This is a genomic window from Streptococcus sanguinis, from assembly GCF_050223295.1.
GTDB lineage: Bacteria > Bacillota > Bacilli > Lactobacillales > Streptococcaceae > Streptococcus > Streptococcus sanguinis_X.
Window position 1 is genome coordinate 128,568 of record NZ_CP071424.1, and the last position, 14,228, is coordinate 142,795.

The following is a 14,228-nucleotide window of genomic DNA, read 5'->3' on the forward strand; positions in this document are numbered from 1 at the left end:
TTCCTTGGTTTTCTAACATCCAAGGAATTTTATTTAGTTATCCTTTCTGTATCCAAATCTTTTCCTTGATAAAGATGCGTAATTCATAGAAAAGCATAAAGAGGGTGGAGATGAGGAAGCCAGCCATAAAGATATGGTGCAAGTAAGCGAAGGCACCAATATAAACCAAGATGGAAAAAAGGTAGAGGATGACTAAATAATGCCATTTCTTGGCCTTGCTATCTTCGATGACCTTTTTCTCCAAGCGCTCATCCTCCTTGATGAGTGTGTCCAGACTGATATCAAATTCCCGACTGATAGTGATGAGATTTCCAATATCAGGGATACCTTTTTCGCTTTCCCAGCGGGCAATGGCAGAGCGGGAAACCTTGAGCCTTTCTGCCAAAGTCTCCTGAGTGAGTTGATTTTGTTGACGAATGTCTTTGAGAACTTGTGAAATTTTCATGATGGTTCCCTTTCTAACGAAATGAATAAATTACTTTTACGTCCTTTTCATGTTTATTATAAAAAGAAAAGTTTCCTTTGCCAATAGCATTTCCCTAACAATCTGGTTATTCTGCATAACACTAGTCGTTTTTAAAAGTTTTCCACAGCATATTGACAAGTTTGTCAAGGAACTTGACAGCTCTCTTTATTTTCTGAAATAAAAATCAACTTTTTAAACATTTTTTGTGATAAAATAAAGCCAATTCCGAATAGTAAGGTAGGAGGTTCTATGAAAGCAGAAATTATTGCTGTGGGCACCGAGATTCTGACAGGTCAGATTGTCAATACTAATGCCCAATTTTTATCTGAAAAACTGGCGAGTCTGGGGATTGATGTCTATTTTCAGACAGCAGTGGGGGACAATGAAAATCGTCTCCTCTCTGTTTTGGAAATTGCTCAAAAGCGCAGTAATCTAATTATCCTGACTGGTGGTTTGGGGCCAACAGAGGATGATTTGACCAAGCAGACCTTGGCTAAGTTCTTAGGGCGTGAGCTCAATTTTGACTCACAGGCTGTGGAAAAGCTGGATCGCTTTTTTGCCAGCCGGCCGGATTATGCTCGAACACCCAATAATGAGCGTCAGGCTCAGCTGGTCGAAGGCTCAACTCCGTTACCAAATGCGACCGGCTTAGCTGTCGGAGGCTTGTTAGAAGCAGACGGAGTGACCTATGTAGTCTTGCCTGGCCCGCCTAGCGAGCTTAAACCTATGGTCAATAATGAGCTGGTTCCCCTCTTATCGACAGGTCAGAAATTGTACTCACGGGTGCTGCGTTTCTTTGGTATCGGCGAGAGTCAGCTAGTGACTATTTTGTCAGAGATGATTGAGCAGCAGAGTGACCCCACTATTGCTCCATATGCAAAGACGGGAGAGGTTACCCTACGACTGTCTACCAAAGCTCTGAGTCAGGCAGAAGCGGATGCTAAGTTTGAGGCTGTGGAAAAGGAAATTTTGGCACATAAGACTTTTGAGGGACAGCCCTTGTCAGAGATTTTCTATGGTTATGGAGATGACAATTCCTTGGCACAGGTGGCTTTTGAGTTGCTGAAGAGTCAAGGGAAGACGATTTCAGCGGCAGAGAGTCTGACAGCTGGTCTCTTTCAGGCGACTTTGGCTGATTTTGCTGGCGCTTCCGCTATTTTTTCAGGTGGCTTTGTCACCTACAGCATGGAGGAAAAGAGCCGGATGCTGGATATTCCGTTGGGAGAACTGGAGCAGCACGGTGTCGTTTCAGCTTTTACGGCTGGAAAAATGGCAGAGCAGGCTAGAAAGCTGACCGAAAGCGACTTAGCTGTCAGTTTGACAGGTGTGGCAGGCCCAGATTCACTGGAAGATCATCCTGCAGGGACCGTTTTTATCGGTTTAGCTAGTGCTTCAGGAACGGAAACTATTAAGGTCAATATTGCTGGACGCAGTCGTCGTGATGTGCGGAAAATTGCTGTTCTGCACGCCTTCAACCTAGTACGAAAAACTTTATTAAATAGCTGAATTTTGGTATAATTAACAGATGGCCAAAAGACATTTTAGAAAAAACAGGAGAAATAAATGGCAAAGAAACAAAAAAAATTAGACGAAATCTCAAAGAAATTCGGCGATGAGCGCCAAAAAGCCTTGGATAATGCCTTGAAAAACATTGAAAAGGACTTCGGTAAGGGAGCCATTATGCGTCTTGGCGAGCGGGCAGAGCAAAAGGTTCAAGTCATGAGTTCAGGCTCTCTGGCTTTAGATATTGCTCTTGGCGCTGGGGGTTATCCTAAGGGACGAATTATTGAAATTTACGGTCCAGAGTCTTCTGGTAAGACAACCGTTGCTCTTCACGCAGTTGCTCAAGCGCAAAAAGAAGGTGGTATCGCAGCCTTTATCGATGCTGAGCATGCTTTGGATCCGTCATACGCGGCTGCTCTGGGTGTCAATATTGATGAGTTGCTGCTGTCTCAACCTGACTCTGGCGAACAGGGACTGGAAATTGCTGGCAAGCTGATTGACTCAGGTGCGGTGGACTTGGTGGTTGTGGACTCAGTTGCAGCCCTGGTACCACGTGCAGAAATCGATGGCGATATCGGTGACAGCCATGTTGGCTTGCAGGCTCGGATGATGAGTCAGGCTATGCGCAAACTGTCTGCTTCTATCAACAAAACGAAGACGATTGCGATTTTCATTAACCAGCTGCGTGAAAAAGTTGGCGTTATGTTTGGTAATCCTGAAACAACACCAGGTGGTCGTGCACTGAAGTTCTATGCTTCTGTCCGTTTGGATGTCCGTGGCAATACTCAAATCAAGGGAACTGGTGATGAGAAGGATACCAATGTTGGTAAAGAAACCAAGATCAAGGTTGTTAAAAATAAGGTAGCTCCGCCATTCAAAGAAGCCTTCGTAGAAATCATGTACGGAGAAGGCATTTCTAAGACAGGTGAGTTGATTAAGATTGCGACTGATTTGGATATCATCAAAAAAGCTGGTGCTTGGTACTCCTACAATGATGAAAAGATTGGTCAAGGATCTGAAAATGCTAAAAAATACTTGGCTGATCATCCAGAAGTCTTTGACGAAATTGACCGCCAAGTTCGTGTACGTTATGGTCTGATTGAAGGCGATGACTTGTCAGAAGCAGTTGGCAGCAAGACTGACAGCCCTGTGGAAACGATGGAAGAAGTGACTCTGGATTTGGACGATGCTATCGAAATTGAAGAGTAATTTTGCAAAATAGGTCGCAAGACCGATGGTTTTTGTGATATAATAGACTACGATATTAGTATCGTGTAGCGAAAGGAGTACTTACATGATCACAATCTATACTGTCTCAAGTTGTACTAGTTGTAAAAAAGCAAAAACCTGGCTAAACGCTCATCAATTAACTTATAAAGAACAAAATTTAGGCAAAGAAGGCATCACCAAAGAAGAACTTCTGGATATTTTAACCAAAACAGAAAATGGTATCGCGAGCATTGTTTCATCAAAAAACCGCTATGCTAAGGGTTTGGGTGTTGACATTGAAGAGTTGAGTGTCAACGAAGTTCTTGACATCATCATGGAGACCCCGCGTATTTTGAAAAGTCCCATTTTAGTGGATGATAAACGTCTCCAAGTTGGTTACAAAGAAGATGATATCCGTGCTTTTCTGCCACGTTCTGTTCGCAATGTTGAAAATGCAGAAGCTCGTCTGCGTGCAGCTCTCTAATCTTTGAATAAAACTGAAAGAGTCGGGAAGAGAATCTCGGCTCTTCTTTTTGTTCGGGTTGATAGAGGGGAGGGCTTTGGCGACTGGATGGATTGACAAGGAGCAGAACTGTGATACAATATCTCTGAGGAGGATGGAAGATGAAGAAAATTTTGTTAGGACTGGGATTGAGTGTGGTACTGCTAGCAGGCTGTGGACATAAAAAGACAGAGACGAATTCGAATGCGGCTGACAAGAAAGAAATCAGCAATAATCTGCCTATCATTGATAATGCCAAGCAGCAGGAAGTGATTACTCGGACTCTTGTTTTTCCAAAGGATGAACGAGGAAACCAGCAGAGCCAGACAGTGACTTATCAGGGAGAGCATTTTAAACGCTTGGTTATTGAAAGGCTGACTGCGACTGATGATGAGATGAAAGAAGCCATCAAGCAGATGGGGCTGGAGGAAGCGCAGAAGTCTCTCAATGAGTCACTGGAGCAGGATGCACACTATGTGCAGGCTCGTGGACTTCAAGGTTTTAGCGGTTCAGTGACAATTTTGAATGAGAACGAGCTGAAAATGACTTCTAGCTATGATTTTGAGAGCCTAGATATCGAAAAGGCAGCGTCTATGCCTTATTTTCAAAATCTCAAGCTCAAAGAAATGATTAAGCTGACACCAGAAGAATATATCAACAATCTCCTGATGAATGGAGCAGAAGAGCAGAAATAAGCTGCTCTTTTTTATTACATTTTAATGACAGAGTGACAATCAGTTTGACAGCGCCGATTTTATAATGATATGATAAAATCAGCTCAATATTGAAGGAGATAAGACATGAGAAAATTAATTGTCTTTTTGCTGGCAGCTTTGGCAATCTTAACAGCTTGCAGTCAGCAGTCAAATAACAGTTCATCCTCGCAGGGAGGGGCTGGAAAAGGAGATATTGTCACTAAGTCCTATAAAACTGAGAAGCAATTAGAACATGGAAAAGAAACCAGGATCTTAACTGTCAGCTACAGCGGACAGAAGTATGATAAGGTTATTCTGCATGTCAGCAAGGCTATTCCTGACAACATCAAGGAAGCTCTGTCAAAGCAGGATGTTTCCACTGTGAAGAAGGAAATGCTGTCTTTGATCGAGGAAGCACTGGGTCTGAAAGAGGCGGTGAATATCACCGGTCTTGACTTGAAAACAGATATGACAGCGGAAGAGATTTCTCTGGAGATGACTATCGATCCTGAGAACCTAGACTACGAAGCAGCCAAAAAGCTTCCAAACTACGCGCAGCTGTTTGAGCAGATCGAGACCCTGACTCCGGAAGAATTGCTGAATAAGTTTAAGGGAAGCGACGGCGTGGAAGTGCCCGCTTCAAATTAGGAAATTTTCATCCAGTTCTCTGAAGAGAGCTGGATTTTTGCTGGATTTCAGAGTCAGACTTCGGATAAATATTAGCTAAAGCTTATTGAAAAATTAGGGAAATTCAGGTGAATTAAATTTGTGAAAAGCCTATAATTATGCTATAATAGGGATATTCTAAAGAAAGAGGGTGTAATTGTGGGATTTACAGATGAAACAGTACGTTTTAATCTCGATGATTCAAATAAAAAGGAAATTAGCGAGACTTTGACCGATGTCTACAAGTCGCTCAATGAAAAAGGATACAATCCAATCAATCAAATCGTGGGATACGTACTCAGTGGTGATCCTGCGTACGTACCTCGCTATAACAATGCTCGCAATCAAATCCGCAAATATGAGCGCGATGAGATTGTTGAGGAGTTGGTTCGTTATTATTTGAAAGGACAAGGCGTCGATCTCTAATGAGAATTATGGGATTAGATGTGGGCTCGAAAACGGTTGGGGTTGCCATTAGTGATCCTCTTGGTTTTACGGCTCAAGGACTGGAGATTATTCCGATTCATGAAGAAAAGGGCGAATTCGGCCTAGAGCGCTTGAGCGAGCTAGTTAAAGAGTATAAGGTTGATAAGTTCGTTATTGGCCTGCCTAAGAATATGAACAATACCAGCGGGCCTCGAGTGGAGGCTAGCCAGGCTTATGGTCAGCGTATTGCTGAGCTTTTTGGTCTACCGGTTGACTATCAGGATGAGCGCCTGACGACGGTGGCTGCTGAGCGCATGCTGGTGGAGCAGGCGGACATTAGCCGCAGTAAGCGCAAGAAAGTTATTGATAAGCTGGCGGCGCAGCTGATTTTGCAGAATTATCTGGATCGAAATTTTTAGAAAAGAAATGAAGGAGACACTAGTATGACACATGATCATAACCATGACCACGAGCATGAAGAGCGTGAATTAATCACCTTGGTTGACGAGCAAGGAAACGAAACTTTATTTGAAATTCTTTTGACCATTGATGGTAAGGAAGAGTTTGGCAAGAATTATGTTCTTTTGATTCCAGCTAATGCGGAAGAAGATGAGAACGGTGAAGTAGAGATTCAAGCTTATTCCTTTACTGAAAATGAAGATGGCACAGAAGGCGACCTGCAGCCAATCCCAGAGGACTCAGATGCTGAGTGGGATATGATTGAAGAAGTCTTCAACAGCTTTATGGAAGAGTAAGACTGGCCTAGTCTCGTTTCCAGAAATGGACAAGTGCGGGCGAAAAGCTGGCTGAACTTGACAGATGAAGGAAGTAGCCAAGGCTCGGCTATTTTCCATCTCATATCATAAAGATTAGAAAGAGGAGCGAGTTGCAATTCAGATTTGAATTCTGCTTCGCTGCTCTTTTTTAGGTAAGAAAATGAATGAAATTGAAGAATGGCTGAACAGCCGAATTGGTCTAAACTTTCGTTCGGGTCTAGGGCGGATGCAGCAGGCTGTAGCTCTTTTTGGAAATCCTGAGCAGAGTTTTCTAACGATTCATGTAACTGGTACAAATGGCAAAGGCTCTACTATTGCTTTCATGCGTCAGCTGTTTGCGGGGCATGGTCGCAAGACAGGGAGTTTTACCTCGCCTCATATGATTAGTATTCACGATCGGATTTGTATCAACGGTCAACCGATTGCTCCAGCTGATTTTATCCGTCTGGGTCAAGAGGTGCAAAAGATGGAGCAAGAACTGCTCAAAAGCCATGACCAGCTGTCCTATTTTGAAATTCTGACCTTGATTGCCTTTCTCTATTTCAAGGAGCAGGAAGTGGACATAGCCCTGATTGAGGTGGGGATTGGCGGACTCTTAGACACGACTAATGTCATTACGGGAGATATTGCGGTCATCAGCTCCGTAGGCTTGGATCACCAAGAGACTTTGGGAAGGAGCTTGACGGCGATTGCGAAGCAAAAGGCAGGGATTTTTAAGCCGGGGCGGCCAGCGGTCATCGGGCCACTGCCAGAGGAAGCGCGATTGGTTTGTGAACAGCGAGCTGAGGAGCTGGGAATAGAACTCTATCAGTATGGTCGCGATTTTTCTCTGACGAATCAGACTTTTTCTAATTCTACTATGGCCCTATCCAATCTTGAACTGGGACTCAAGGGAGGCTATCAGGAGGAAAATGCAGCGCTGGCTCTGCAGGCTTTCCTGCTCTTCATGCAGCAGCAGGGCTGGGAGATAGATTCTGCTAAGATTCGGACGGCCTTGCAGGAGACTCGCTGGGCAGGGCGCTTGGAAGAAGCCAGTCCAGGTATTTATCTAGATGGAGCCCATAATCTGCCTGCGCTGGAGAGGTTAGTAGAGTTTATCCAGAGCCAGAATGACAAAGAGTGCTTGCTTCTTTTCGGTGCTCTCAAGCGTAAGGACTATAGCGCTATGCTGTCTTATCTGCGAGAGGCTCTGCCAAATGTTCAGTTGACGGTTACTTCCTTTTCTGATGGAGATTCCCTTGGTCAAGCTGAAGCGGAAGGCTTCTTATACATAGAGGATTATCGGCAGCTTATTCAGAATTTTCAGGAGAGACAAAACGATAATCAGCTGCTTTTCATTACGGGCTCTCTCTATTTTATTGCGGAAGTCAGAGCTTATTTGACAAGTTTATAAATTGACCGCCAGAGTCCCGCTTTGGTACAATAAAGACAGAAGAAAAAGGAGAATACTATGGCAATTTCTAAAAAGTTAATGTTTTCGGGTCTAGCTGCTGCGGCTGTTTTGGCCTTGACAGCTTGCGGTTCTAATCAGAACCAGACGGCACCTTCCTCTCAGTCTCAGTCAGCCGCTTCCAGCAAGCCAGCAGAGTCTTCGTCAGTAGCTAGCACGTCTAGTGCGGCCAATAGCAGCTCATCTGCTTCTGCATCCTCTTCCGAGCAAGTAGCCAATGGCGAGCTGGATGGCAGCTATCAGACAAGCCATGAAGGTGATCAGCTGACCTTGCAGATTTCAGGAACTACTGGCCAGCTGACTAAGGTCGAGTCGGATGGTGAGCAGGAAATTGAACAGGTTCAGATTGATGCTACCAACCAGACCATGATTATCGGAGATGATGTCAAGCGCTATCGCATTGAGGGCAATCAGCTGACAATTGAGGATCTTTCCCAAGAACCTTATGATGATGACACACTGGTCTTTACGAAACAATGATGAAAGAGCCCTGTCTTGAATAGGGCTTTTCCTTTTATCAGTTGTAATCTTGTATTGAAATTTTGAAGATAGTAGTATTCAGAAGCTGTGCTTGGATTTTCATCAGCTAGAAATACGATTTGCATTGATATAAACGTTGTTTTAAGGCGGCTTTACTGCTATACTAGAATATATGCAATGAGATAGGAGAGTGTATGACTTTCAGGAAATTCTGCTTATTAATGTCAAAATACGGTTTCAGCATCATTATTATGCTGCTGGAGCTAGCCTTTGTCTTTGTTGCGTTCTTCTATTTTAATGAGATTGCACCCAACTGGCTGTCAGTGGCGATGATTGTTTTCCTGTATATTGGGACTATTTTAGCGATTGTCAACCGCAATATGCCGCCTGAGAGCAAGGTGACTTGGCTTTTGATTGCCGTGGTGCCGGTCTTTGGTTTCCTACTCTATCTGATGTTTGGCGAGCGGCGGCTGTCTAAAAAAGAAATGATTCAGCTGGAAAATATGGACTCTATGAAATTTCGTGAGGACAACAGCTACGATCTTCGTGTCCAGCTGAAAAAGAAAAATAAGTCAGCCTACGGTATTATCAAATCACTGCTGAGTATGGACAATAATGCGGATGTCTATGACGGTACAGCTTCTCGCTATTTTCCTATCGGAGAGGAGATGTTTGAGTCCATGCTGGCTGATCTGCGGGCTGCTGAGAAATTCATTTTTCTGGAATTTTATATCATCGATGAAGGTCTGATGTGGGACAGTGTTCTGGAAATCTTGGTCGAAAAAGCTGCGCAGGGCGTTGAAGTCAAGCTGCTCTATGATGATATTGGCTGCATGGCTACTTTGCCGGGCGATTATACGCGTAAGCTGCGCAAGATGGGCATCGAGACTTATAAGTTTAACAAGGTGATTCCGCGAATGACGGTATCCTATAACAATCGTGACCACCGCAAGATTTTGGTCATTGACGGCCAGGTTGGCTATACTGGCGGTATCAATCTGGCTGACGAGTACATCAATCATATCGTTCGTTTTGGACACTGGAAAGATGGCGGTGTGCGCTTGGAAGGTCGGGCGGTCAAGGCTTTGACGCGGCTCTTTCTCATGAACTGGTATATCAACCGTGGGGAAATCACAGACTTTGACAAGTATCATCTGGAAAATAAAGCTGTCGAAGGCAAAGGGCTTTACATTCCCTATGGCAGCGGGCCTAAGCCCATTTATAAGGGTCAGGTTGGTAAAACGGTCTATCAAAATATCATCAGTCAGGCTACGGACTATGTCTACATTACCACGCCTTATCTGATTATTGACTACGACCTGACGGAGGATATTAAGAATGCTGCTATGCGGGGAGTGGATGTCCGTATCGTGACTCCTTTCATTCCGGACAAGAAGCTGATTCAGATTGTTACCCGTGGAGCCTACCCGGATCTGATGGAAGCAGGGGTTAAGATCTTTGAGTACACGCCAGGATTTATCCACAGCAAGAATGTGGTGGCCGATGATGAATTTGCCGTGGTAGGGACGATTAACTTTGACTACCGCAGTCTGGTGCACCATTATGAAAATGCTGTCCTGATGTATCATACGGAGAGTATTCCAGCTATCAAGGAAGATTTTGAAGCCATTTTTGAGGCTTCTGAAGAAATCCTTCCTGAAAATCTTGATAGCAGCTGGTATCGTCGCTTTATCAAAGAAATCATGCAGCTCTTTGCACCTATGCTCTAATACCGGAGGAGGGTAAGTTCTGCAGCAATATACAGAAAATCTGAGGCGGAAGTCTCAGTTTTTTTGCAGGTGCTTTTGCGAATCGTGTGGAGATGTGTTCTTGTCATTTTTTCTTTTACATTGGGACGGATTTTTGCTCTGTTTTTACGAATGTAAAAAATAAAGGAATTTTTTAAGATGACAATGGAGAAAATTTCCAGTCAGCCACTTGCCTATGAAACGAGAGAATATCGCTGTTTTCGGGAACTGGAGGAGCTGGCTAGAAGCTATAATGCTCAGAAGAAGGGTCAAGAGAAAGCTGACAGGAGGACAGGAATTTGATATACTAGATGGGACTGATATCAAGGAGAATATTTTATATGCATGATACAACGGAAGAAAAAGTTTTAGAGGTTTCAGAGGAGCAGCTGACTAGGGCTGAAAGGTCTGAGCAAAAATTCATCAAGCCAGAGCCGACGCCCTATTTTTTGACCCTCTTGTGCAGTTTGGCTATCAGCCTACTGAGTGTGGTCAATCCTTTTTTGACCAATCTAGCAACGAATTTACAAAGTCAGAATCTCTATGCCGGCTGGGCCATGACTCAGGGGCAGGTGCCATATTCGCAAATATATGGGACTAGTGGTCTGCTTTACTATCTGATGGCTTGGACCAGCAGTCTGGCTTTTGGACAGCTTTTGTGGATGGTCTTTCAGACGCTGGCTCTGTGGCTGGCTGGACTTTTCCTGCACAAGACCTTGGTGCTCTTACAGCCTAAACAGGATTTATCACGCAGCCTCTTGGTGCTCTTTTACCTGCTAGTCTTTGCCCTTGGATTTGGGGGCCTTTACTCTAGTATTTTTGTTCTGCCCTTTATTTTTTGGGATCTATCTTTCTTGGTGCGCTATCTGCAGGATTCAATCAAGGATGAAAAGTTCATTCTATATGGAGCTTTTGGAGCTCTTGCTTTTATGATTGATCCGGTTTCCAGCCTAGTCTTCTATTCTTTGACTGCTCTGGTGCTTTTGGTCTACAATATCGCAGCCAAGCGTGCGGCTCGAGGCTTCTATCAGCTTTTAGCTGGTCTCTTTGGCTTCTCAGTGATTTTTTATCCTATCGGCTACTTTACTGTTGCCAATCAAACCTTTGGCCAGGCTATCAGTCAGGTGACCTATGCTTGGGATTCCATCAGCTTAATTGGCAGTCATAGTCTTTCTAATTTGATTTATTATGGCTTGCTGACGGTCGGTCTAGGTTTCATTTCTGCTTTGGGTGTCAATCTCTTTTCAAGAGAAAAGGGGCAGGCAACCAGCCTGCGCGTCTTGCGCTTTATCGGCTTGCTAGGGCTTTTCATTACTGTCTTTGCGACTTTTATCCTGCCAGATCAGGGCAGTTATCAATTGCTTCCTGCCCTGCCTTTTGCCATGATTCTTTTTGCTTTGTGGTTCAATAAAGGTAAGCAGCAGGCACCGGGGCGTCACCGCCGGGATCGTCGTCGTCCTACGATGTGGACTTCCTATCTCTCAGGCCAGTTCTTTTTGCCACTCTTAGCCATCTTTTACCTGATTGGCTATCCTTTGGTGAATGAGTATATCCTTTCCAGAGGTGTATCTGCTGAAAGAAGCGAGGCAGCTCAGTACATTAAGGAAAAGACCAAGGACGGGGATACTATCTATGCCTGGGACACCTCGGCTAGTCTGTATCAAAAGAGCGGCCGCCTATCAGCTGTTTCTCTCTTGTCTCCAACTTTGTATGTGGGAACGGCTGAAAATCGTTTGGGTCTTCAGAATGGGCTTGAAAACAGCCAGCCCAAGTATATTTTGGTTAACAATGATGTCAAACTGCTGTCGGATGTGAAACAGCTAATTTCCAAAAATTATAAGGAATCTGACCTCAAACTCGACCATTTCAAGCTTTATCAACTTAAGTAGTAAAAAATCAATATGTTGTGTCTAAAGTTAAAAATTAACTTTTTTGCCACAACATATTGATTTTTAATTTTAACGTGCTATAATGAGACTTGTATCGACTTATTTAAAAAATACTGTTCTTTGGATGAACTGCTGTCGGAGATTTCTTGGAAATTTCTTGGCAGGTGGGTGGTCTGAAGAGACTTGATTTGTCCCAAAGGCAGGAAAAGGAAGTGTTCATGATGATTTTAAGGGAAGAGAAGTTTGAAATTGCTCCAGCGATTTATGTGGAGAAGCGGGATGGCCGCAGAGTGGCTTTTGATGTGTCAAAGATTTATAAGGCTATGGTGCGGGCAGCTCAGGAAGTCGGTCCGCTGAATCCAATGCTGGAAGCCAAGCTAGAAGCTATCACAGACCGCATTGTGGCAGAAATCAGCAGTCGCTTCGCTAAGTATGTCAAAATCTATGAGATTCAGAACATCGTTGAGCATGAGCTTTTGAATGCCAAGGAATATGCCATTGCAGAGAACTACATCACTTACCGCACCCAACGGGATTTTGAGCGCTCAAAAGCGACTGATATCAACTTTACTATTGACAAGCTCCTCAACAAAGACCGCACGGTGGTCAATGAGAATGCCAATAAGGACAGTGATGTTTTCAATACCCAGCGGGATTTGACAGCTGGGATTGTCGGCAAGTCCATTGGACTTAAGATGCTGCCGCCTCATGTGGCCAATGCCCACCAGAAGGGGGACATCCACTACCATGACTTGGACTACAGCCCTTATACGCCAATGACGAACTGCTGTTTGATTGACTTTGACGGCATGCTGAAAAATGGCTTCAAGATTGGGAATGCAGAAGTAGAGAGTCCCAAGTCTATCCAGACCGCGACAGCTCAGATCTCGCAAATCATTGCCAATGTAGCTTCCAGCCAGTACGGCGGTTGTTCGGCCGATCGAATTGATGAGGTCTTGGCGCCCTATGCTGAGCTTAATTATCAAAAGCACCTCAAGGATGCAGAGCAATGGGTTTTGCCGGATAAGCAGGAAGGGTACGCCTGGGCAAAGACCAAGAAGGACATCTACGATGCCATGCAGTCGCTAGAGTATGAGATCAATACCCTCTTTACCTCTAATGGTCAGACTCCTTTTACTTCGCTAGGCTTTGGTCTGGGAACCAATCGTTTTGAGCGGGAAATTCAGAAGGCCATTCTCAATATCCGTATCAAGGGACTGGGAAGTGAGCACCGCACAGCAATTTTCCCTAAGCTGATTTTCACCCTTAAGCGTGGGCTCAATCTCGAGCCGGGAACGCCTAACTATGACGTCAAAGAACTGGCTCTGGAGTGTGCCACTAAGCGCATGTATCCAGATGTGCTTTCCTATGACAAGATTATCGACTTAACTGGATCGTTCAAGGTACCGATGGGCTGCCGTTCTTTCCTACAAGGCTGGAAGGATGAAAATGGTCAGGAAGTTAATTCCGGCCGTATGAATCTAGGTGTCGTTACTGTCAATCTACCGCGGATTGCGCTTGAATCCGAGGGGGATTTGGATAAATTCTGGGAACTTTTTAACGAGCGGATGAATATCGCTGAAGATGCTTTGGTTTACCGAGTGGAGCGGACCAAGGAAGCCAGTCCAGCTAATGCGCCGATTCTTTATCAGTATGGGGCTTTTGGCCAACGCTTGGGCAAATATGATCAGGTAGACCAGCTCTTTACTCACCGTCGTGCCACGGTGTCTCTAGGCTATATCGGTCTGTATGAAGTGGCAGCAGTCTTTTACGGCGGTAATTGGGAGACCAATCCTGAAGCCAAGGACTTTACGATTGCCATTGTCAAAGATATGAAGAGTCGAGTGCAAGAGTGGTCAGATCAGTATGACTATCATTTTTCTGTCTACTCGACGCCATCTGAAAGCCTAACTGACCGTTTCTGCCGTTTGGATACAGAGAAGTTTGGCGTCGTTCCGGATATTACTGACAAGGAATACTATACTAACTCCTTCCACTACGATGTGCGCAAGAATCCAACGCCTTTTGAAAAGCTGGACTTTGAGAAGATTTATCCTGAAGTGGGAGCCTCAGGCGGCTTTATCCATTATTGTGAGTACCCTGTGCTGCAGCAAAATCCAAAAGCACTGGAGGCTGTTTGGGACTATGCCTATGATCGGGTTGGCTATCTGGGAACCAATACGCCGATTGACCGCTGTTACAAGTGTAACTTTGAGGGAGATTTCACGCCGACCGAGCGGGGCTTCACCTGTCCAAACTGCGGCAACAGCGATCCCAAGACGGTCGATGTGGTCAAGCGGACCTGCGGTTATTTAGGAAATCCGCAAGCCCGTCCAATGGTCAACGGCCGTCACAAGGAAATATCAGCTCGGGTCAAGCACATGAATGGCTCGACTATTAAGTACGAAGGAAATTAAG

At 44.6% G+C, this 14,228-nt stretch carries 15 protein-coding genes; 14 read left to right on the forward strand and 1 reads right to left on the reverse strand.

The window, feature by feature from the left end:
• Window positions 1-37: 37 nt before the first annotated feature.
• Window positions 38-445, reverse strand: coding sequence for a helix-turn-helix domain-containing protein (locus J1C77_RS00710; RefSeq protein ID WP_002922683.1), 408 nt, complete (start codon window positions 443-445; stop codon window positions 38-40).
• A gap of 270 nt (window positions 446-715) precedes the next feature.
• On the opposite strand from J1C77_RS00710, the gene J1C77_RS00715 reads away from it, so the two are divergent.
• The 14 genes from J1C77_RS00715 (at window position 716) to nrdD (ending at window position 14,227) form a co-directional block, all read left to right on the forward strand.
• The gene (locus J1C77_RS00715; RefSeq protein ID WP_002922680.1) at window positions 716-1,972 is read left to right on the forward strand and encodes a competence/damage-inducible protein A; all 1,257 of its coding nucleotides are present in this window, start codon (window positions 716-718) and stop codon (window positions 1,970-1,972) included.
• 57 nt (window positions 1,973-2,029) lie between these two features.
• Window positions 2,030-3,178 (forward strand): recombinase RecA, encoded by a 1,149-nt coding sequence (gene recA / locus J1C77_RS00720; protein WP_002922678.1) that lies wholly within the window; start codon window positions 2,030-2,032, stop codon window positions 3,176-3,178.
• A gap of 85 nt (window positions 3,179-3,263) precedes the next feature.
• Window positions 3,264-3,662, forward strand: coding sequence for a transcriptional regulator Spx (gene spx / locus J1C77_RS00725; RefSeq protein ID WP_002894078.1), 399 nt, complete (start codon window positions 3,264-3,266; stop codon window positions 3,660-3,662).
• A gap of 140 nt (window positions 3,663-3,802) precedes the next feature.
• Window positions 3,803-4,375 carry an SP0191 family lipoprotein gene (locus J1C77_RS00730; protein ID WP_002922677.1) on the forward strand — a complete coding sequence of 191 codons (573 nt, stop codon included), beginning with the start codon at window positions 3,803-3,805 and terminating at the stop codon, window positions 4,373-4,375.
• A gap of 105 nt (window positions 4,376-4,480) precedes the next feature.
• Window positions 4,481-5,023: a hypothetical protein gene (locus tag J1C77_RS00735; protein WP_002907743.1), complete on the forward strand. Its 543-nt coding sequence runs from the start codon at window positions 4,481-4,483 to the stop codon at window positions 5,021-5,023.
• A 177-nt stretch (window positions 5,024-5,200) separates the two neighbouring features.
• On the forward strand, window positions 5,201-5,467 hold the full coding sequence (locus J1C77_RS00740) for an IreB family regulatory phosphoprotein (protein WP_002894075.1): 267 nt from the start codon (window positions 5,201-5,203) through the stop codon (window positions 5,465-5,467).
• Complete coding sequence (gene ruvX, locus J1C77_RS00745) at window positions 5,467-5,886, forward strand: Holliday junction resolvase RuvX (RefSeq protein WP_002922672.1); 420 nt, start codon at window positions 5,467-5,469, stop codon at window positions 5,884-5,886. Before J1C77_RS00740 ends, ruvX begins: the two co-directional genes overlap by 1 nt.
• Window positions 5,887-5,910: 24 nt before the next feature.
• A complete protein-coding gene (locus J1C77_RS00750) occupies window positions 5,911-6,222 on the forward strand; it encodes a DUF1292 domain-containing protein (RefSeq protein ID WP_002894073.1) in 312 nt (103 codons plus the stop codon).
• Window positions 6,223-6,403: 181 nt separating this feature from the next.
• On the forward strand, window positions 6,404-7,636 hold the full coding sequence (locus tag J1C77_RS00755; RefSeq protein ID WP_002922671.1) for a bifunctional folylpolyglutamate synthase/dihydrofolate synthase: 1,233 nt from the start codon (window positions 6,404-6,406) through the stop codon (window positions 7,634-7,636).
• 57 nt (window positions 7,637-7,693) lie between these two features.
• Window positions 7,694-8,173, forward strand: coding sequence for an SP_0198 family lipoprotein (locus tag J1C77_RS00760; protein WP_002922670.1), 480 nt, complete (start codon window positions 7,694-7,696; stop codon window positions 8,171-8,173).
• A gap of 194 nt (window positions 8,174-8,367) precedes the next feature.
• Window positions 8,368-9,903 carry a cardiolipin synthase gene (gene cls, locus J1C77_RS00765; RefSeq protein ID WP_042763064.1) on the forward strand — a complete coding sequence of 512 codons (1,536 nt, stop codon included), beginning with the start codon at window positions 8,368-8,370 and terminating at the stop codon, window positions 9,901-9,903.
• Window positions 9,904-10,080: 177 nt separating this feature from the next.
• Window positions 10,081-10,224, forward strand: a complete 144-nt coding sequence (locus J1C77_RS00770) for a hypothetical protein (protein WP_002899268.1) — start codon at window positions 10,081-10,083, stop codon at window positions 10,222-10,224.
• A 38-nt stretch (window positions 10,225-10,262) separates the two neighbouring features.
• The gene (locus tag J1C77_RS00775; protein ID WP_002922669.1) at window positions 10,263-11,810 is read left to right on the forward strand and encodes a hypothetical protein; all 1,548 of its coding nucleotides are present in this window, start codon (window positions 10,263-10,265) and stop codon (window positions 11,808-11,810) included.
• A gap of 221 nt (window positions 11,811-12,031) precedes the next feature.
• The gene (gene nrdD / locus J1C77_RS00780; protein WP_042763226.1) at window positions 12,032-14,227 is read left to right on the forward strand and encodes an anaerobic ribonucleoside-triphosphate reductase; all 2,196 of its coding nucleotides are present in this window, start codon (window positions 12,032-12,034) and stop codon (window positions 14,225-14,227) included.
• Window position 14,228 lies beyond the last annotated feature (1 nt).